The 18,694-nt window shown below is 61.2% G+C and carries 18 protein-coding genes; 4 read left to right on the plus strand and 14 right to left on the minus strand.

Features of this window, described 5'->3' with window-relative positions:
• Positions 1-102 precede the first annotated feature (102 nt).
• Positions 103-759: a pentapeptide repeat-containing protein gene (locus R6254_RS13415; RefSeq protein WP_318407469.1), complete on the minus strand. Its 657-nt coding sequence runs from the start codon at positions 757-759 to the stop codon at positions 103-105.
• Between the two features lie 161 nt (positions 760-920).
• Here R6254_RS13415 and R6254_RS13420 point away from each other — a divergent pair, with 161 nt between their 5' ends.
• The gene (locus R6254_RS13420) at positions 921-1,304 is read left to right on the plus strand and encodes a VOC family protein (RefSeq protein ID WP_318407471.1); all 384 of its coding nucleotides are present in this window, start codon (positions 921-923) and stop codon (positions 1,302-1,304) included.
• Positions 1,305-1,344: 40 nt separating this feature from the next.
• Here R6254_RS13420 and R6254_RS13425 read toward each other — a convergent pair whose 3' ends face one another.
• From R6254_RS13425 to ettA, 5 genes are all read right to left on the minus strand, one after another.
• On the minus strand, positions 1,345-3,516 hold the full coding sequence (locus R6254_RS13425) for a DUF1631 family protein (RefSeq protein WP_318407473.1): 2,172 nt from the start codon (positions 3,514-3,516) through the stop codon (positions 1,345-1,347).
• A 163-nt stretch (positions 3,517-3,679) separates the two neighbouring features.
• Positions 3,680-4,756: an ATP-grasp domain-containing protein gene (locus R6254_RS13430; RefSeq protein WP_318407475.1), complete on the minus strand. Its 1,077-nt coding sequence runs from the start codon at positions 4,754-4,756 to the stop codon at positions 3,680-3,682.
• A complete protein-coding gene (locus R6254_RS13435) occupies positions 4,740-5,558 on the minus strand; it encodes a GNAT family N-acetyltransferase (RefSeq protein WP_318407476.1) in 819 nt (272 codons plus the stop codon). Before R6254_RS13435 ends, R6254_RS13430 begins: the two co-directional genes overlap by 17 nt.
• Positions 5,559-5,683: 125 nt before the next feature.
• The gene (locus R6254_RS13440; RefSeq protein ID WP_318407477.1) at positions 5,684-6,220 is read right to left on the minus strand and encodes a DUF1415 domain-containing protein; all 537 of its coding nucleotides are present in this window, start codon (positions 6,218-6,220) and stop codon (positions 5,684-5,686) included.
• Positions 6,221-6,365: 145 nt separating this feature from the next.
• Entirely contained in the window at positions 6,366-8,027 is a 1,662-nt protein-coding gene (ettA, locus tag R6254_RS13445) for an energy-dependent translational throttle protein EttA (RefSeq protein WP_318407479.1), read from the minus strand.
• Between the two features lie 351 nt (positions 8,028-8,378).
• Here ettA and R6254_RS13450 point away from each other — a divergent pair, with 351 nt between their 5' ends.
• The 3 genes from R6254_RS13450 to R6254_RS13460 all read left to right on the plus strand — a co-directional run bounded on the left by R6254_RS13450 (position 8,379) and on the right by R6254_RS13460 (position 11,299).
• Positions 8,379-10,112: a DEAD/DEAH box helicase gene (locus tag R6254_RS13450; RefSeq protein WP_318407481.1), complete on the plus strand. Its 1,734-nt coding sequence runs from the start codon at positions 8,379-8,381 to the stop codon at positions 10,110-10,112.
• Between the two features lie 46 nt (positions 10,113-10,158).
• Complete coding sequence (locus R6254_RS13455) at positions 10,159-10,683, plus strand: Rossmann-fold NAD(P)-binding domain-containing protein (RefSeq protein ID WP_318407482.1); 525 nt, start codon at positions 10,159-10,161, stop codon at positions 10,681-10,683.
• Between the two features lie 310 nt (positions 10,684-10,993).
• Complete coding sequence (locus R6254_RS13460; protein WP_318407484.1) at positions 10,994-11,299, plus strand: hypothetical protein; 306 nt, start codon at positions 10,994-10,996, stop codon at positions 11,297-11,299.
• Positions 11,300-11,385: 86 nt separating this feature from the next.
• Here R6254_RS13460 and R6254_RS13465 read toward each other — a convergent pair whose 3' ends face one another.
• From R6254_RS13465 to R6254_RS13500, 8 genes are all read right to left on the minus strand, one after another.
• Entirely contained in the window at positions 11,386-11,772 is a 387-nt protein-coding gene (locus R6254_RS13465) for a cupin domain-containing protein (RefSeq protein WP_318407486.1), read from the minus strand.
• A 48-nt stretch (positions 11,773-11,820) separates the two neighbouring features.
• Positions 11,821-12,342, minus strand: coding sequence for a gluconokinase (locus tag R6254_RS13470; protein WP_318407488.1), 522 nt, complete (start codon positions 12,340-12,342; stop codon positions 11,821-11,823).
• A 42-nt stretch (positions 12,343-12,384) separates the two neighbouring features.
• Positions 12,385-13,497: a mandelate racemase/muconate lactonizing enzyme family protein gene (locus tag R6254_RS13475; RefSeq protein WP_318407490.1), complete on the minus strand. Its 1,113-nt coding sequence runs from the start codon at positions 13,495-13,497 to the stop codon at positions 12,385-12,387.
• A 35-nt stretch (positions 13,498-13,532) separates the two neighbouring features.
• Positions 13,533-14,744: a mandelate racemase/muconate lactonizing enzyme family protein gene (locus tag R6254_RS13480; RefSeq protein WP_318407492.1), complete on the minus strand. Its 1,212-nt coding sequence runs from the start codon at positions 14,742-14,744 to the stop codon at positions 13,533-13,535.
• Between the two features lie 61 nt (positions 14,745-14,805).
• Complete coding sequence (locus tag R6254_RS13485; RefSeq protein WP_318407493.1) at positions 14,806-15,807, minus strand: TRAP transporter substrate-binding protein; 1,002 nt, start codon at positions 15,805-15,807, stop codon at positions 14,806-14,808.
• 44 nt (positions 15,808-15,851) lie between these two features.
• Complete coding sequence (locus R6254_RS13490) at positions 15,852-17,150, minus strand: TRAP transporter large permease subunit (RefSeq protein ID WP_318407495.1); 1,299 nt, start codon at positions 17,148-17,150, stop codon at positions 15,852-15,854.
• Complete coding sequence (locus tag R6254_RS13495) at positions 17,147-17,704, minus strand: TRAP transporter small permease (protein ID WP_318407496.1); 558 nt, start codon at positions 17,702-17,704, stop codon at positions 17,147-17,149. Before R6254_RS13495 ends, R6254_RS13490 begins: the two co-directional genes overlap by 4 nt.
• Before the next feature lie 42 nt (positions 17,705-17,746).
• Positions 17,747-18,490 (minus strand): FadR/GntR family transcriptional regulator, encoded by a 744-nt coding sequence (locus tag R6254_RS13500; protein ID WP_318407498.1) that lies wholly within the window; start codon positions 18,488-18,490, stop codon positions 17,747-17,749.
• Positions 18,491-18,694: the final 204 nt, after the last annotated feature.

The following is an 18,694-nucleotide window of genomic DNA, read 5'->3' on the forward strand; positions in this document are numbered from 1 at the left end:
GGGGGCCTCATGACCAGCGTTGGCTGCACAACGATCAAATCCCCCGCGCCGGCACCACCTCGCGCGTCAAATCAGCCGCGAAACGTTCTGCCGCGCACGCTCCTAGGCCACATGAATGTCAAAGCCCGCAAGAAGTTCGGTCGCCTGAGATGCTGAAATCGTCGCGCCGCTTAGGGTCTGCGCTTCGCTCAGGCTGTAGCGCCCCAGATCACAACCGCGAAGATCTGCGCCGCTGAACATCGCCGCCTTCAGTGAGGCGCCGCGCAGACGGCAATCAACCAGCACGGCATCCCTAAAATCCGCGCCGCCAAGATCTGCATCGCTGAGATCAAGGCCGTGAAGCTCATTTTTTCGGAAAGAGATCCCGCGCAAGTTGGCGCTGACCAGCAGGCAGCGTTCGAAATGAATGGCAAGCAGGCGGGCCTCCGAAAAATCAGCCCCCGTCAGCTTGGAGTCTTCGAAACGGGCCGAAGACAAGCGCGCCCCCCGCCAGTTGGTGTTCGCCAGGTTGGAGTGCGCAAATCGCGCCTCGCTGCAATCTGCCGCGAGAAAACTGGCGCCGCTGGCTTTGCAATTCGTCCAGAGACTGCCGCACAAAACAGCCCCGCGACAATCCGCCCGGTCCAGGATGCAATCAGAAAATACGATGGCCGACAGGTCCAGCTTGCTCAGGTCGGCGTCGCTGAAGTCGCAGTGATCAAAGGCTTTGCGATGTTTGTCCAGGTCGGCCTGTATCGCGTGACGGTCAAGAGTCTGCATGCTTGTGCTGAAGTTAGAGTCCGTGGATTGTAGGCAGCGGGAAATGATGCCGGGTATATGGTGTTTGTCGGCCCCGTCACGCTTGACGCAGGGAAGACAACAGTTTTAGTATTTATCGGCCCTCAAGTACGCGCAGCAGTCGCCTCACCTCAGGAAACACCATGTCCATCCAGCTAAACCACACCATTGTTTCGGCCCGTGATCCACAGGCGTCGGCGGCGTTCCTGGCAGACATGCTTGGGCTCGCGGCGCCAGTCCAGTTTGGCCGCTTTTACGGCGTGACCCTGGACAACGGCGTCACCCTTGACTTCCTGCAGGATGACGGCGAACTCAGTATTCAGCACTATGCTTTTCTTGTCAGCGAAGAGGTGTTTGATGCCATTTTCGGCCGCATTCGCGCACGCAAACTCCCCTATTGGGCCGACCCGCGCCACCAACAAGCCGACCAGATCAACCACCATGACGGCGGCCGCGGCCTGTACTGGAACGACCCGGATGGCCACTACCTGGAAATCATCACCCACCCTTATGGCAGCGGCAGTTGAGCGACTGGAAAAGTAGCGCTTCCTGCGCCCCCATCGCAGCTTAGTGGGGGCTGCCACCCGCGATGCTGTTGCGCATGGCGGTACGGGCCACGGTGTCCAGCGCGCCGTCCACCACACCTTGCTGGCTGATGACCTTGACCAGTTCCAGGCGCAGCAACTTCTGCAACACACGCGCCGTCATGGAATGCATGCGACCGCCCTGGCCGGTGAACATCAGCAAGGTATTGTGCGGACTGACCCAGGTCAGTTGCGCACGCAGCCATTGCGTGTCCGACTGCAACTCCACCCAATCCCCCAGCTGCAGTTCCACGCGCTGAGCCCCGGCTGCCGCCTCAACATCAGCGGACAGCTCGGCCTGGCTGGCCTCGGGCTGGGATGGCGGCAGGGTCTCGGCCGCCCAGTCCTCCACGAAACCGGAGTCCTGCGCTTCGGCCGGTGCCAACCAGGGCTGAGCAGCATCAACGCTTGTCGGCACCAGGCCGCGCGCGCGGAGAGAAGTCTGGGCGGTTGCGGACTGTGGCTGCAGGGCCGCCTGGTGGATCACCATGACTTCGTCAAAAAACGCCTTGGACTGCGCCAACGGGTAGTCGATGGACAACAAACCTTCACGCACCGCCTTGAGCATGTCGGGAATCATCTTGAGCAAACGGGGACGGTGGTGTGAAGCCTGGGCAATGTTCAGGCTCCAGAGCAACTCGCCCAGCGCCAGGCTGAACCTGGCCTTCTGCGTGCCCAGCCCGCCGTGTTCGCCAAGCAAGCGTTCCTTGGCCATGACTTGGGCCCAGGGGCCGGTCAGAAAAGCCGTGATCACGCGGCTAGCACTGAAAAAGTCGCGGCGCATCCGGATTTCGCCAGCAATTTTTTCCGCCAGCAGGTTGCGCTGTTCGGCCTGCAGCAAAGCCAACACCGCGCGGTCCTGGGCCGCGCTGAGCGCCGGCGCCGGACGCGAGCGCCGGTTTTCAAACGCCTGCAAGAGCTGCGCGAAATGCCGGGTATCGCCGGCTTCTTTTTCCTGCAGTCCAAGCACCACCGGCTGCAGGTCCTGCATGAAAGAGGCAAAACCTGAGGCGTTTTCACTGGCAAAAGCCAGGCTTTCACCCGTGATGACTTCCAGCAAGCGCCTGGCGGGATGTGTTTTATCGCTGAAAAAACGCGGGTCTGTCGCCGCCAGCCGCAGGTAGGCCGGCACAGCCTGGGCCATCACCTGCCTGAGCGGCGGCAACAGCCGGTTGTCCCTGGCCATCTGCGCCATCATCAAACCCATGACTTCGTGGGCCAGTGAGGGGCCCAGGGTGCTGGCCGCAGACGAAGCCGCCAACACCTTGTCCTTGAGCTGGACCAACAAGTCCCTGGCTTGCGGCACCAGATACGCGCCAGCAGCTGCCGGCGCATCAGCAGGCTGACGCTCAAAAGACGCGTCATAGTCGCCGGCCAACAAATGGTGCAAATGGTCCAGCGTCAAGACCTCGTCGCGACCCGGCGGCTCAGGCGTATCGCCCGTGTGATTCCCAAGCCCGGCACTGGACTCGTTCAGGCTCTGTCGCGGGGCGATCACGCCGCAGGTCGCAGAAGCGACGCCTAACTTGGCCAGGCGCGCGTTCAGCAGCACATACAGGGCCTGCAATTCCTGCCCCAGGAAAGCGGCGCCCTGCCCCAGCCAGCAGCTACGCGCCGCCAGGCTGGCCGGCAAGTCTTGCAACAGTGTGAGCAAAGCCTGGCAGACCACCTCCGGGCGCAGCGGATTGCGGTCCATGCCGATGTCGCCCAGGCCTTGCGCCGTGCTCAGGCGTGCAGAAAAATCGGCCAGCGCCGCTTCGCAGCCCATACGAACCACCTGCAGCAGGCGTGCGCTGTCCACCGTGGTCTGGATTTGTTGGTCACCCATCAGCTCGAGGTCTTGAAACTTCAGCGCTGAAAATGGGTGGGCCGCCGCTTCGTCTGTTTTTTCGCTGGGCGGACGTTTGTCCTCGGCCATGGTTTTTTTCAATGCCAGCGTGAAACCCTGCTCAATGGCGGGCTGGTTTGTCCTGAGCGCGGCGATGGCACCCACGTACAACGTCGTTTCCGCGTCGCTGAACGCCTCCTGGGCACGTTGATCCAGCGATTCCAGCAGCCCGGCACACCAACGCTGGATCAACAGAGGCGATTGGCTGAACGCTTCTTGGAGGCACGACTGGTAGGCCTGGGCAAGTGCGGCAGAAGGAAGGGTCATGGATGGAGCGGGCTCTTTCAGGCACAAAAGCCAGACCGGCTGAAAACATGCGGCGGTGTGGCAAAACAACGTCGATGATAGCGGCCGGATGCCACGCCAAAGTCGCCAATGCGCTACCGGCGTGCTGCCTGCCTGCCAAGGTTTTTTTCCGGATGAAATGCGCCTAGTTCGACGGCGGATAGGCATCCAGCAAACGCTGTTGCATGAAATGCAAATGGGCCAGCCGGCGCAGGCTGATGGTCCCGTAGCCCTTGCGGCGGTTGGCTGCGCCTATGCCAAATAACAAACGTTGTTTGGCAAAAATAATGCGGAAGGCCTGCAGCAAACCGATGTCCGGGTCCCAGGCCTGGATCGCTTCGGAACCGGCACCGTTAACCTCCATGATGCTGAAACCCCGGCCTTCACTCAATTGCGCCAGGTCTGCAAAGCGCAGGTCAAAACGGCCAAAATAAAACTCATCCATATCGCGTGCAATAGCGTCGATGGCCAGCGTCAGCGCCGGTGTGACGTAACACCCGCCATCGCGGTACAAACCACCTACACGGGTGGAACCTATGGTCGCCAGCCGCACCACCTGACCCCTGGCCGGCACCTGGCTGCGGTCCAGCGCACAGTCATGGTCCGCACGGCCTTGCACCCGCCGGGCGCGCGGGTCGGCGTCTATCAGCTGACCCAGGCTTGCGTACCCATCACCTACCACCTGCGGAAAATACCGCAAGGCCAGGCCAATGATGCGCCCCTGGGCTGCGCCGGGTTGCCGCGCGTAAAAAACACCGGCTTCGCCTTCTTGCGGCAGGTATTCCTGCAGGACGATAAGCTGTTCAGGCGGAAATACCGCAAAGTAAGCCAACAGCGCAGCCTCGTCATCAAGCAGGCGCACACCAAAACCACACATGCCTAGGTCGGGCTTGGCGATCAGCGGAAAAACCAGACCAGCCTGGGCCATCGCCGTACGTACGTCAGCCAGATCGGCGCGCAGCGCAGGCGGCAGCGCGCAGTGCCGCGCCGTGGCGGCCAGAGCCAGACTCCCCATGCTTTGAAAATACTCGAGCTTGGTTTCGCCGACCAGGCCACCCGCAGTAATGGCCGGGTTGGCGGCCGACGGCAAGGTTACGCTACCGTAACGCAGCGACAGCCACAACCATTGAAGCACCAGCGGCACACAAATCAGCCACTTGGGCAGACGCTCCAGCGTGTTGCGGCGTGCGCTTACAGCAAGCGCATCAGCCACCGCTTGCATGCTGGCGGTAACGCCGCGGCAGATCGGCCATGCGCATCATCAGCGGCAGGTCAGCGGTGTTGAAGTCCGGGTCCCAGGCTGGCGGGCCTAACACCTGGGCGCCCAGGCGCAGGTAGGCCTTGACCAGCGCCGGTGGCTCGACGTTCATCAGCGCCGGCCCCCGGTCCAGCGGCAAGGGCAGATGCGGGAACACATGGTACGGCGGCGACGCGAGATGGGTTTTGCGCAGCTGCTGCCAGATGCTGGCCGCCGCCAACCCGTCCCCCACCCCACCTGGCGACGCAAGATGCCGCAGCGGAATGCTGGCGCAGCCAATCATGGTGTCCAGTTCATTACGGCTCATGAACTCGGCCAGGGCGCGCCACAAGGCGAGGATCACGCCGCCGTGGCGGTGCCTGGCATGTACACAACTGCGGCCCAGCTCGACCATGTGGGCACGCAAGGGTGCCAGCCGCACCAGATCAAATTCCTTGTCGGTATAGGTACCGCCGGCGCGCCGCGCCTGGGCGGGCGTGAGCACCCGATAAGTACCTATGACCTCCCAAGTGACCGCGTCACGCACCAGCAAGTGCTCGCAGTAGTCGTCGAAGCGGTCGATGTCATGATTGGCCAGCGGGGTGTCAAGCCGTGCGCCCAGTTCGCCCGCAAACACCTCAAAACGCAGGCGCTGGGCCTGGCGGACTTCATCGGTATGGCGGGCCCAGGCAACCACAATACCGGCGCGTACCGCGGCCTGCGGGAAAGGGCTGGCTTGAGGCCGTGGTGAGAACTGGGGGGTGGCGGGAAGCGGCAGATCGCGCATGTCTCGGCCTTTCACGGCGCAGGACCGACATGGCCTCGCCCACCCGCTACCGTAAACCTCGCGACTGCGGTGCCGTGTAAGACGGCGCCGCGAACCTAAGAGCCTGCGCCCGATCTACGGGCTCTTTACAGCCCCAGCGCCTTCCAGCCCGAGTGGCCCAGTCTTTCCAGGGTCTGGATGTTCTGCTCGAAGATGGCTTCGGCCTCGGGAAAAGCCGCCACCGCGCGCTCCACACTGTCCTCGCGCAACAAATGCAGGATCGCAAACGGCGCGCGGTTGGTGTAGTTGCTGATGTCGTCCGGCTCGGTGCTGTCGAACTGGAACTGCGGATGAAAACTCGCGAGTTGCACCACGCCGTCCAGACCATGTTCGTCAACCACCCCGTCGGCAATTTCCAGGAAATCGTTGAAATCCAGAAAATCGTCAAACAAGCTGGGATGAATCAGCAAAGTGGTATCGATCTCTTCGGCCGGCGTCGCCACCAGCAGGTCCAACTCCTTGTCGAGTTCTTCCAGCAAGTCGTCGGCATGGCGGGCATGGCTAACCACCAAACGGACCTGGTTTTTCACGTACACCGCTTTCGCAAACGGGCACAGGTTCAGGCCGATGACAGCCTTCTCCAGCCAAAGCCGCGTAGCGGCAAGGACGGCGTCATCGGTCATGAGAACAGCAATCCTTGAAGATGAGCCCCGTGCAAGCAGGGGCCGCGGGTCCGGCTCCGCCGGCCCGCAGGCGCAGCGGCCCTCCCGGGGGGCAGGGAGCTACACGCAGTGAGCGACCGTGGGGGCGCGATCAACCGTGGGGGCATTATTTCAATGCCTTGAAACGCATACGTTTGGGCTTGGCGCCTTCTTCACCCAAGCGTTTCTTCTTGTCAGCCTCGTACTCTTGGTAGTTGCCGTCGAAGAAGGTCCACTGGCTGTCGCCTTCGGCCGCCAGAATGTGGGTAGCGATGCGATCCAGGAACCAGCGGTCATGGCTGATCACCATGATGGAGCCAGCGAACTCCAGCAAGGCGTCTTCCAGAGAGCGCAGAGTCTCCACGTCCAGGTCGTTCGAGGGTTCATCGAGCATCAACACGTTGCCGCCGGCAATCAGGGTCTTGGCCAGGTGCAAACGTCCGCGTTCGCCGCCCGACAGCGTGCCCACGCGCTTTTGCTGGTCGGCACCGTTGAAGTTGAAACGCCCCGCATAAGCGCGGCTGGGCATGGTGAACTTGCCGACGGTCAGCAAATCGAGGCCACCCGAGATGTCTTCCCAGACGGTTTTTTCGTTGGCCAGGTCATCGCGGTGCTGGTCGACAAAGGCCATACGCACGGTCTTGCCGATCGCCACTTCACCGCTGTCCGGCTGCTCTTTGCCGGCAATCAGCTTGAACAGCGTGGATTTACCCGCGCCGTTGGGGCCGATGATGCCGACGATGGCGCCGGCCGGTATCTTGAAGCTCAGGTTGTCGATCAGCATACGATCGCCGAAGGACTTGCTGACACCCTTGAACTCGATGACTTCATTGCCCAGGCGCTCGGCCACGGGAATAAAAATCTCCTGGGTCTCGTTGCGCTGCTGGTATTCGAAATCCGACAGTTCTTCAAAACGGGCCAGACGCGATTTGCTCTTGGCCTGACGCGCTTTCGGGTTCTGACGCGACCATTCCAGTTCTTTCTTCAAGGCCTTGGCGCGGGCTTCTTCACCCTTTTGCTCCTGCGCCAGACGTTCGCCCTTTTGCTCCAACCAGGTGCTGTAGTTGCCTTTCCATGGGATGCCACGACCGCGGTCCAGCTCCAGAATCCACTCGGCCGCGTTGTCCAGGAAGTAACGATCGTGGGTGATGGCCACCACGGTGCCCGGGTAACGCTGCAAAAACTGCTCTAGCCAGTCCACCGATTCGGCGTCCAAGTGATTGGTTGGCTCGTCGAGCAGCAACATGTCGGGCTTGGACAACAACAAGCTGCACAAGGCCACGCGGCGTTTCTCACCACCCGACAACACGCCGATCACGGCATCCCAAGGCGGCAGACGCAACGCGTCGGCGGCGATCTCAAGCTGGTGCTCGGAATCGGTGCCGGAGGTGGCGATGATGGCTTCCAGACGCGCCTGTTCGGCGGCCAGCGCGTCAAAGTCGGCATCGGGCTCGCCGTAGGCGGTGTAGACAGCTTCCAGTTGGGCCTTGGCGGCAAACACCGCACCCATGCCGGCCTCCACACTCTCGCGCACGGTGTGTGTCGGGTCCAGCTTGGGTTCCTGCGGCAGGTAGCCGATGTTCAGGTTGGGCATGGGCGTGGCTTCGCCCTCGATTTCGGTGTCCAGGCCGGCCATGATCTTGAGCAAGGTCGACTTGCCCGAGCCATTGGTACCCAACACGCCAATCTTGGCGCCCGGGAAAAAACTGAGGGAAACGTCTTTGAGAATTTGACGCTTGGGCGGCACTATCTTGCCGACCTTGTTCATGGTGAATACGTACTGGGCCATCAGGTCTCAACTTCTAAAAATGGGAAAACAAGGCTAAGAAAACCGGTCGCCAAGCGCCCGCACAGGGGGTGGTGCGGGCATTTGGCGGGTTTTCTGACTAGCGAACACACACACCTTAGCTGGGGGGGCAGGCACCTTGGATCAAGGCGCGTTTCCGGCGCGAATCCCTCGATTATCGTTCCATGCGACAATACCTGTGTTGCTGGCTCCAGTTGCCTGCAACATTTAGGCACACCTTCGGTGACAGTTTGGGTGCTCAGCCTGACATTTTTATCCGTCTGCCTTCACTGGCGGAGGCTTTCAACAGCCCCCGACTGGCCGATCTTTAGCGCTTCTACAGCGCACTACCTAATGACTTTTGAAAATCTGAATTTGGCCCCGGCCATTCTTAAAGCCGTGCTCGAGCAGGGTTATGACACCCCCACGCCCATCCAGGCCCAGGCAATTCCCGCCGTGCTGGCAGGTGGCGATCTTTTGGGCGGCGCCCAAACCGGTACCGGCAAAACCGCAGCCTTCACGCTGCCGCTGCTGCACCGCCTGGCCTCTGAGCCGGCCCCTAAAAACAAACGCGGCGTCAACGCCGTGCGCGCCCTGATCATGACCCCGACGCGCGAACTCGCTGCGCAGGTCGAAGAAAGTGTTCGCCTCTACGGCAAATACCTGGACCTCAGCTCCATGGTGATGTTCGGCGGTGTGGGCATGGGCGCACAAATTGAAAAACTGCGCCGCGGCGTGGATATCCTGGTGGCCACCCCCGGCCGCCTGCTGGACCATGCCAGCCAAGGCACGCTGGACCTGAGCCAGGTGCAAATCCTGGTGCTGGACGAAGCCGACCGCATGCTGGACATGGGGTTCATCCACGACATCAAGAAAGTGCTGGCCCTGGTGCCCAAGCAGAAGCAGTCGCTGCTGTTCAGCGCAACCTTCAGCGATGAAATCCGCGAGCTGGCCAACGGCCTGCTGAAAAACCCGCAAAGCATTCAGGTGACGCCGCGCAACACCACGGTGCAGCGCATCACGCAGACCATTCACCCGGTCGGCCGTGGCAAGAAAAAAGCCCTGCTCACCCACATCATCAACGAGCACAACTGGAGCCAGGTGCTGGTGTTCACCCGCACCAAGTTTGGCGCTAACAATGTGGCCGAACATCTGACCAAAAACGGCATTCCCGCGATGGCGCTGCATGGCAACAAGAGCCAGACCGCGCGTACACAGGCGCTGCAAGGCTTCAAGAACGGCGAAATCCGCGCCTTGGTGGCCACCGACATCGCTGCTCGCGGCATCGACATCGACGAGTTGCCACATGTCGTGAACTATGAAATCCCCAACGTCAGCGAAGACTATGTGCACCGCATCGGCCGTACCGGCCGTGCCGGCAACAGCGGCGAAGCCGTCAGCCTGGTCTGCCTGGACGAAGAAGGTTTCATGCAGGACATCGAACGCTTCACCAAGCAGAACATTGAAAAAGTCATTGTTCCCGGTTTTGAAGCCGATCCCGGCGAAAAAGCCGAGCCGCTGGCCATGGGTCGCCAGACCATCTGGGGCGGCATCGGCAAGCCACCGAGCCGCGACGTGATGCAGGCCGCCGCCAAGGCTGCCCGCAGCGAAATGATGACACGCATCCGCGAAAACAAACCCCAGACCGGCCGTGGCGGCAACGCCGGTGGTGGTGCGGGTGGCGGCAATGGCGGAGGTAACGGTGGTGGCAATGGCGGCGGTCGTGGCCGCAGCGGTGGTGGCGGCAATGGTGGCCGCAGCCAGCCTCAGGGCGGCCAGCCGCGTCAGAACTCGGGTTATTCGCAAGGCGGCCAGCCGGCCCACCATGCGCGCAACCCCAATGCCCAGAATGCCCAGGCACCCCGCCAGCACCACTCGCAGGAGCGTGATGATGACGCCCAACCGACCAGCCATGTCTCCTCAGGCTTCCCCTCTTCCGGTCAGCCCACGGGCGGCAATCGCGGCAACTTCCGCGGTGGCCGGCCAGCAGGCGGCGGCGGTGGTGGTGGCGGCCGCTCGGGTGGCTCTGGTAGCCGGGGCAACGGGTTTGGTCGGTCGGGAAATTCTGGCTCGTTTACTGGCCGATAAAACCTACTCGGTGGTCCACTGCGTGGGCCGCCGGAAACCGGACCTGGTGCATCCCCAACTGGTGGTGCACCTCACCGATTCCCTGCCGGCTTTCAAGGCCCCGCCCGTCGATGATGTTTTCATCGCGCTGGGCACCACCATCAAGGAGGCGGGCAGCCAGCAGGCCTTTCGGGCCGTCGATTTTGAAGCTGTCGTGGCGCTCGCCAGGTCAGCACGTGTTGCAGGCGCCAGCCGCCTGGGCATCGTCAGCGCCATGGGTGCCAGCGCCCAATCCCCTATTTTTTACAACCGCGTCAAAGGCGAGATGGAAGACGCTGTCAGCCAGCTCGGCTACGACAGCGTGGTTTTCGCCCGTCCCTCCGTCCTGGCCGGCGACCGCACGGCCCTGGCACAAGCCATCCGCTCCGGCGAACAGCTCGCATTGACGCTCACGCGCCTGCTCAAACCGCTGATTCCGGCCAATTACCGCGTCATCGCGGCAGCCGATGTGGCCACCGCCTTGATCCAGGCGGTTCAGGCCGGCCAGCCCGGCTGCCACCGACTGCTCTCGGGCGACATGCAGGCCCGCTGAGACTTTCATAGCCTTTTCGGCCTCTAGCCCATACGGAGTGGGTGCAAGCAGCTACTAATTCAGTAGCAACTCTGGCATAACATCCCGCGACACTAGGGTTACCACCTAATAAATCAAGCTTTTATTGTTCCGTATTTGGCAATTAACAATTGAAGCATATGCTGTTTTTCTTCTTCAACGGCAATAGTACAGTTCATACATCGATGAGCCGAAACCACTTAGTAAGCGACTCACCGAGGCTGGACAGACGAGGTTTTTGATCCCCGCCCGCCCGGAAATGTCTTATCAACTTCTAAAAAGGATTTTCATCATGAACTCGAAATTTGTTGCCTCCGCCCTGATCGCTGCTGCCAGCCTGGTGTCCGTGAGTGCTTTCGCCGCCGGCGCCGACGGCTCCGTCGACATCCAGCCTACCCTGACCAGCAACACCACCCGTGCTGAAGTGCGTGCCCAGATCAAAGCTGCCCAGCCCGGCGCTGTGGTCGCCAGCAACCTGGTCGACGGTGGCACGACGCTGGCCGTAGCGCCTGTGTCCAGCGAGCGCAGCCGTGCTGACGTGCGCTCCGAAGCCGTCCACGCTGGTGTGTCTTACAACGCTGCCCCCGGCCGCGCTTAAGCCCCCGTTGCTGCAGCCCTGTAGCTTCCAGCAAAAAAAACCCGCCACGGCTTGCCCTGGCGGGTTTTTTGTTGGGTGTTTGAAAATCAGCCCTGGACGAACAGGGTCACCAGCGGCTCAGCCCCGACCTGGCGGCTCCAGTGGCCATGAACGGCCGCATCAAACGCAGAGGCGTCCGCCGGCAACACATCGGCCGAATAAAAATGTTCGCCCGGCTGAAACACCCGTGAGCTCCCATCCTGCAGGCCGATTTCCATCTGGCCGCTGAGAATGACCACCCATTGCGGCGTCAAGGTGCAATGAAACTGGCTGCGAAAACCCACGGGGCTGTGGCGCAACTGGTAACCCGTGGAAGGAAACACCGGCGACAACATGGCCTGGGGCGAGCCTTCGCTCAGCGCGACCGGCTCCTCGCGGAATTTGGCACGGCCATCGGTGTCGGTATAAAGCGTGACTTTGCTGAAGTGAAACATGGTGAGTCCAGAGAAAAATAGCGAAGAAAAATAAAAGGCGCGATGTATTCAGCGTGTCGGGTTTGGGGATTCCCGCAGTTGGGCAAGCACTGCGGTCACGATGTCCTCGGGCCGGCTGGCGACATCAAAGCGCTGTGCATTCTCCCCTACACCTGGCGCCTCCAGCGTGGCTAGCTGGCTGGCCAGCAGGGACAGCGGCATGTAATGCCCAGTCCGCGCCGACATGCGGGCAGCCAGCAAGGTCGCGTCGCCATGCAGGTAGAGAAAAAAAATGTCGGGCGCGCCCTGGCGCAGGATATCGCGGTAAGCGAATTTAAGCGCCGAACAGGACAAGACCAGGCCCTGCCCGGCCGTATGAGCCTGCCGTATGCGCCCGGCTAGCGTTTGCAGCCAGCCTTCGCGATCGGCATCGCTCAGGGCAAAACCCGCTGCCATGCGTGCCACGTTGTGCACCGGGTGCAAGCTGTCGCCTTCCAGAAAGTCCAGGCCCAAGGCCGCGGCCAGTTGCGCACCCACGGTGCTTTTGCCGCAGCCGCTGACCCCCATCACCACAAAAATTGTCGAATACATCACCGCCTATTTTCCCTCAGCGCGTAAGCGACTCGCCACGACTCAGGCGGTCACCTGCCGATAACGTGTCCAGGCGGCGGCCGTGGGTGTGGTGCCCGCGCCCGGCAACTCGGGCCGGCGGAAATAACCATCGATGACCTCGGCCGGGTCGGTGAAGCAGTCCTTGATCCACGGAATAAATTCCAGCACCTCGCACGCCGGGTGGGCGTAGGCTAGGTGCACATGCACCTGGCTCATGTCGCCCGCATGTGGCGCCACCGGCAGGCGAAAAGCGTGTGCGGTCTCGCAGACACGCAACACCTCGGTCAGGCCGGCCATGCGGGTCACATCGGGCTGCACCCAGTGGATGGCCTGCTGCGCGAAAAATTCTGCAAAGGCATCAACCGTGTACAACTGCTCACCCAGCGCGACCGGGATAGCCGTGGCGCGCGCCAGTTGCGCGTGGCCTTTCACATCATCGTGCCACAAGGGCTCTTCAAACCAGAACACATCCATGTCCTGCGCCGCCTGGCAAAAGCGCTGGCAAGTTGCCAAGTCCCATTTGCCGTTGCCGTCTATGGCCAGGGTCACGTCCGGGCCAATGGCCTGGCGCACAGCGGCCAGGCGCCGCAAATCGCGCTCCACCGTTGAGCCGACCTTGATCTTGATGCCGGTAAACCCTTCGGCCACGGCACGTTGGGCACCTTCGACCAGCTTGTCATCGGCAATGCTGAGCCAGCCAATGTCGGTGTTGTAGGCCCTGACCCTGTCGCGCACCTGGCCACCCAGCAGTTTCCACAGGGGCTGCTGCGCCGCCTTGGCCTTCAGGTCCCACAAGGCCAGGTCAATCGCCGCGTGCGCCAGGGTGGTGATGCCGGCACGCCCGACCCATTGCAACGCCGGGTTGCGCGCCAGTTTTTGCCACAGGCGGTTGATGTCGTTCGCGTCTTCGCCGATCAACAGCGGCGCGTGGCAAGTCTCGATACAACGTGTGATGAGCTGGTCGCTGGGCAAATGCGCATGGGTGCCGGTGAAGCCGTAACCCGTCAGGCCGTCTTCAGTATCTATCTGAGCACCCACCACGCCCCAGTGCGAGATGCTGTGGGTGCTGTCGGCAATCTGCGAACCCGTGACCGGCACATGCAGGATAAATGGACGGACCGATTTGATTTTCATAAGAGAACTCCGAAATGAAATGGATAGGGGCTGTTTCAGTCGGGCACCGAGCTACGCAGCGTGGCGTCCGCACGTTTGTGCAGATCAGGCAGCAGCTCCAGGCCCAGGCCGGGTTTGTCATTCAGGCTGAGCATGCCGCGACTCACCGTGGGCAACTCGGTCACCAGTTCTTTGTACCAACCGGTGTAAAAAGCCCGCACACTTTCCTGGATCAAGGCATTGGGCGCGTGCAGCGACAGGTGGCTGGACGCGGCCCAGACCACCGGGCCGGTGCAGTCGTGCGGTGCCACCGGCAATTGCCAGGCATCGGCCATGGCGGCAATCTTGCGCGCCTCGGTCAAACCGCCGCACCAGCTCAGGTCCAGCATGGCCACGCCGGCCACACCGGTCTGCAGGTAATCCTTGAAGCCCCACTTGTAGCTCAAGGTTTCGCTGGCGCAGATCAGTGCGTCGCAATCTTTGGAATACTGTTTGAGCAGGTCCAGCGAATCCATGCGGATCGCATCTTCATGCCAGAAGGTGTTGAAAGGTTTGAGCGCACGCGCTATTTTTTGCGCCATGGGCAGGCGCCACAGGCTGTGGAACTCAACCATGATGTCCATCTGCTCGCCGACCGCGCTGCGGATCTTGCGGAAAGGCTCCAGCGCCAAGTCCAGGTCGGCATGGCTGATGTACTGGCCGTCGCTTTTTTCGGCCGCCGGATCAAAAGGCCAGATTTTCATGGCCGTCACGCCTTCGGACAGCAGCGACTCGGCCAGCTCGTCGGCGCGATGCAAAAAACTCTCCAGGTCTTCGTAAGGCCCGGCGTTAGCCTGCTTTGCGTCACCGATGCCCCAATTCGCGGTGTTCTGGTTGACCGTGCTGCGCACGTACTGGTAACCGGCGCAGGTGTTGTAGATACGGATGCTGTCGCGGCTTTTACCGCCCAGCGCCGTGTACAGTGGCATGTTGGCCGCCTTGCCAAAAATGTCCCACAACGCGATGTCGATGGCGGAGTTGCCGCGTGTCTCGACGCCGGAGCCGCGCCAGCCCAGGTAGCCGGTGATGTCCTTGTTGCGCGCCTCGATGGCCAGCGGGTCCTTGCCCAGCAGCTTGGGGCCAGCCCATTCGTGGATGTAGGCTTCCACCGCCTGCGCACCCATGAAGGTTTCGCCCAGGCCCACCAGGCCTTCATCGGTATGAATACGCACCCAGATGATGTTGGGAAACTCGCCCAGGCGCAGGGTGTCGACTTTGGTGATTTTCAATCGATGCTCCGTAAAAAAGGCCGCAAGAGTCACCCCTTGCGGCCTGTGGCGATCACGGCAATCAGCCGCCGCGCGCTTTCTTCAGCGCATCCATCACCATCTTGACCGGCTCCGCGCCAATGGTGGGCACGTTTTTGTCATACACCGGCTTGACCTTGTCGAACATGCGTTTCTGTTCGGCCGCGGTCACCTCATTGACCGTCATGGTTTTCCTGAGGTTGGCCAGCGACTTTTCGTTCAGCGCGCGGTTGGCCGCACGCTGGACTTTCTGACCTTCCAGCGCCGCTTCACGCAGCACCGCCTGCTCCTGCGGGTTCAGCTGGTCCCAGAGCTTTTTGCTGTACAGCACCAGGAAAGGGGTGTAGGCATGGCGCGTCACGCTCAGGTACTTCTGCACTTCGCTGAATTTCGAAGTCTCGATGGTCACAAAGGGGTTTTCCTGGCCGTCGATGGTCTTGGTTTCCAGCGCGGTAAACACTTCGCCAAAAGCCATGGGCACGGCATTGGTGCCCAGGGTTTTGAAGGTGTCGAGGAAAATATTGTTCTGCATCACGCGAACCTTGACGCCCTCGAAATCTTCCGCCTTGGCGACCGGTCGCTTGCTGTTGGTCAGGTTGCGGAAACCGTTTTCCCAGTAAGCCAGGTTGACCAGGCCGGCTTCTTCCAGCTTTTTGTTGAAGTAGGCACCGGCCGGGCCGTCAAGCACGGCATCGGCTTCCTTTTCATTGGCGAACAGGAAAGGCAGGTCGAAGGCGCCTAGTTCCTTGACGATGCCCACCAGCGGCGAGCTCGAGGTGCAAACCATCTCCTGCGTGCCGGCACGCAGCGCCTGGGTGGCCGGCAAGTCGCCGCCCGCCGCACCGCCCCAGAAGGCGTTGATCTTGATCTTGCCGCCGGTTTTGGCGGCCAGCACTTCCTGCATCTTCTTGACGCCGACGCCGACCGGGTGGTCTTCGTTCACACCATTGGTGAACTTGATGGTGCGCTCGGCATATTGCGCGAAACTGGAAGTCGCCACCAGCAAAGCGGCTGCGGCCAGGGCCAGGGTTCTGCGTTTGAACATGGTTGTCTCCTTTTATATAAACGACAGGGGTTGAGAAAACGGGGTCATCGCATCCACCACTTGAGCGGCTCGGTGACGATGGCGGGGAATAGCACCAGCAAGAAAAGCACGGCCAGTTGGGCCATCAGGAAAGGCAACACCCCTTTGAAGGCCTCGTCCATGCTGATCTTGGCAACCCCGCAGACCACGTTGAGCACCGTGCCCACGGGCGGGGTGATCAGGCCGATGGCGTTGTTCATGATGAACATGATGCCGAAATACACCGGGTCGATGCCGGCCTTGAGTACCAGGGGCATGAGCACGGGGGTCAGGATCAACACGGTCGGCGTGAAGTCCAGCGCCGTGCCGACCACCACGATGAGCACCATCATGATGAACATCAGCAGCATCTTGTTGCCCATGAACGGCGCCATCATGTTGGCGACCTCCGTCGGTATGTTGGCCACCGTGATCAGCCAGGCGCTGACCATGGCCGCAGCCACCAGGAACATCACCACCGCCGTGGTCTTGCCGGCGGCCAGGATCAGGCCGTAAAGCTCCGTCCATTTGAGCTCGCGGTAAATAAACATGCCCACGACAAAGCTGTACACCGCGGCTACCACGGCGGCCTCGGTCGGCGTGAAAATGCCGAACTTCATGCCGCCAATGATGACGATGGGCAGGGTCAACGCAAAACCGCCTTCGGCCGTGATACGCAGCCGGTCGGCCATGGGCAGGCTGGGGGCCGGCGGAACGTTTTCCCTCTTGGCCACCCACCACCAGGTCAGGCCAATGGCCACGCCCATTAGCAGGCCGGGCACGATGCCGGCCAAAAACAGCTTGGTGATGGACACATTGCCCGCCACGCCAAAAATGATCAAGCCAATCGACGGCGGAATCACCGGTGCAATGATGCCGCCCGAAGCGATCAGCCCCGAAGCGCGGCCCACGTTGTAACCGGCAGCCCGCATCATCGGAATCAGCAAGGCGGCCAGCGCGGCGGTGTCGGCAATCGCCGAACCCGACAGCGACGCCATGATCACCGCAGCAATCACCGTGACATAACCCAGGCCGCCGCGAAAATGCCCGACCCAGGCCATGGCCAGGTTCACGATGCGCCGACTCAAGCCGCCCGCATTCATGAACTCGCCCGCCAGCAGGAAAAAAGGAACGGCCAGCAGCGGGAAGTTGTCGGCGCCATCGACAAAACGCTGGGCCAGAATCTGGCTGTCAAAAGTCACCAGCCCGCTGGTGGCCGCCAAATACCCCATCAAGGTCACGCCACAAACGAGCAACGCGTACGCAATCGGCATGCCGATGGCCATGGCCGCCAGCAGGCTGAGAATGAAAACGCTAACGGTCATACCTTGGCTCCCTGCATCTGCTTCTCCACGTCGGCCAAGCCTTCGGTTTCAATCACCTGTACCAATTCTTCCTCGGAAATTTTTCCAGTCACAAGCCGGTACAAAACGTTGAGGTTGATGATGCCCATCACCACGCTGACGATGTAACCTATGCCGTAAACCCAGATCATGGAAATACCGACCACCGGCGAAACATTGCTGACCTGCAGTTCATGCATCTCGTAGGTGCCCATGAAAAAAAGCACATTGCAAAACAGCATCAAACCTTCGCTCAGAAAGAGGCAAACCTTTTTTCCCAGCACCGGCAGGTGTTTGATCAGGGTATCCACGCCCAGATGCCCGCCTTCGTGCATGGCCACCATGGCACCGATGTAAGTCAACCAGATAAAACAATAACGCGACATCTCGTCGGAAACCGAGATGCCCGAGTTAAAGGCATAACGCAGCACCACGTTGCCGAAGACCATGACCACCATGGCCACCATGCAGAGCACCACCAGGAATTCCAGAAATTTGAAAAACCAGTGAATCGCTCTATCGATTGTTTTTTGCACGTTCATGTCTGCTTCTGATGTCGGTTGTTGGCTGGCGCGTTTTCAGCCTGCCTTGAGCCGCGGCGCCGGGTTGTTCAGGCGCGGCAGGCGGCGGCGTGAGGCCAGCACTTCCTCGATGTCTTCTTTGGCGCCGTCAATCAGCACCCGGATGGCAATTTCGGCTTCATCGGGCTGATGGGCTATCACCGCGTCCAGCACGGCGCGGTGCAGCGGCAGGGAATGCGCCGGCCCGTCCTTGCGGCGTGTGGAGATTTCAAAACTTGTGCGCAGCAAGGCGCCCAGCGCCTTGCTCATCTGCACCAGCATGCGGTTGCGGCTGGCGCGCAGCAGGCCTTGGTGAAACAGCAAATCGTGGGTGACGTAATCGCCGCCCTCGTCGACCGCACGTTTCATGCCGGCATAGGCGGCTTCGACCTCGGCAATATCTTGCGCCGTCGCACGTTCGGCCGCCAGCCGCATCGCGGCGGGTTCAACGACGCGGCGCAGGTCTTGCAGGTCGCGTAAAAATTCGGGCGTCAGCCCCGCCTTGGACTGCCAGATGATGACGTCGGGATCGAACCAGTTCCAGTGATCTTCCGACAACACCCGTGTACCGACTTTGGGGCCGGTGGTCATCAGGCCCTTGGCGATCAGCGACTTCACCGCTTCGCGCACCACGGTGCGGCTGACCCCCAGCTCCAGGCACAAGACCGGCTCGGGCGGAATCGAAGCCCCCACGCCATAACGCCCCGCGACGATGGCTTCGCCGAGGTGATCAACTGTATTGCCGTGGACGTTCTTGATCAAAAGCACACCTGTAAATTCATTTTTCGGGCGAATCGCGTCGTTGCGCGGTGCTCGCAATCCTCATGTACCGAAGTACATTCCGGTTGCTCCGCTCCGGGCGCCTAGCACTTCATCCCGAAAACCTGAATTTCCAGGAATGCTTTCATGGTTACTACTAGGACTCGCCAGCCAATGGTATGACCATAATATGTTTAACTATTCCGG

The organism is Polaromonas potterensis (genome assembly GCF_033446725.1).
Lineage (GTDB): Bacteria > Pseudomonadota > Gammaproteobacteria > Burkholderiales > Burkholderiaceae_C > Polaromonas.

What these genes read in the sequence shown, in the direction of transcription:
- R6254_RS13465 (WP_318407486.1), bottom strand. Translation starts at nt 11,772, where the DNA reads ATGTTTCACTTCAGCAAAGTCACGCTTTATACCGACACCGATGGCCGT.
- R6254_RS13490 (WP_318407495.1), bottom strand. Translation starts at nt 17,150, where the DNA reads ATGACCGTTAGCGTTTTCATTCTCAGCCTGCTGGCGGCCATGGCCATC.
- R6254_RS13430 (WP_318407475.1), bottom strand. Translation starts at nt 4,756, where the DNA reads ATGCAAGCGGTGGCTGATGCGCTTGCTGTAAGCGCACGCCGCAACACG.
- R6254_RS13435 (WP_318407476.1), bottom strand. Translation starts at nt 5,558, where the DNA reads ATGCGCGATCTGCCGCTTCCCGCCACCCCCCAGTTCTCACCACGGCCT.
- R6254_RS13420 (WP_318407471.1), top strand. Translation starts at nt 921, where the DNA reads ATGTCCATCCAGCTAAACCACACCATTGTTTCGGCCCGTGATCCACAG.
- R6254_RS13440 (WP_318407477.1), bottom strand. Translation starts at nt 6,220, where the DNA reads ATGACCGATGACGCCGTCCTTGCCGCTACGCGGCTTTGGCTGGAGAAG.
- R6254_RS13485 (WP_318407493.1), bottom strand. Translation starts at nt 15,807, where the DNA reads ATGTTCAAACGCAGAACCCTGGCCCTGGCCGCAGCCGCTTTGCTGGTG.
- R6254_RS13415 (WP_318407469.1), bottom strand. Translation starts at nt 759, where the DNA reads ATGCAGACTCTTGACCGTCACGCGATACAGGCCGACCTGGACAAACAT.
- R6254_RS13475 (WP_318407490.1), bottom strand. Translation starts at nt 13,497, where the DNA reads ATGAAAATCAAATCGGTCCGTCCATTTATCCTGCATGTGCCGGTCACG.
- ettA (WP_318407479.1), bottom strand. Translation starts at nt 8,027, where the DNA reads ATGGCCCAGTACGTATTCACCATGAACAAGGTCGGCAAGATAGTGCCG.
- R6254_RS13460 (WP_318407484.1), top strand. Translation starts at nt 10,994, where the DNA reads ATGAACTCGAAATTTGTTGCCTCCGCCCTGATCGCTGCTGCCAGCCTG.
- R6254_RS13425 (WP_318407473.1), bottom strand. Translation starts at nt 3,516, where the DNA reads ATGACCCTTCCTTCTGCCGCACTTGCCCAGGCCTACCAGTCGTGCCTC.
- R6254_RS13470 (WP_318407488.1), bottom strand. Translation starts at nt 12,342, where the DNA reads ATGTATTCGACAATTTTTGTGGTGATGGGGGTCAGCGGCTGCGGCAAA.
- R6254_RS13450 (WP_318407481.1), top strand. Translation starts at nt 8,379, where the DNA reads ATGACTTTTGAAAATCTGAATTTGGCCCCGGCCATTCTTAAAGCCGTG.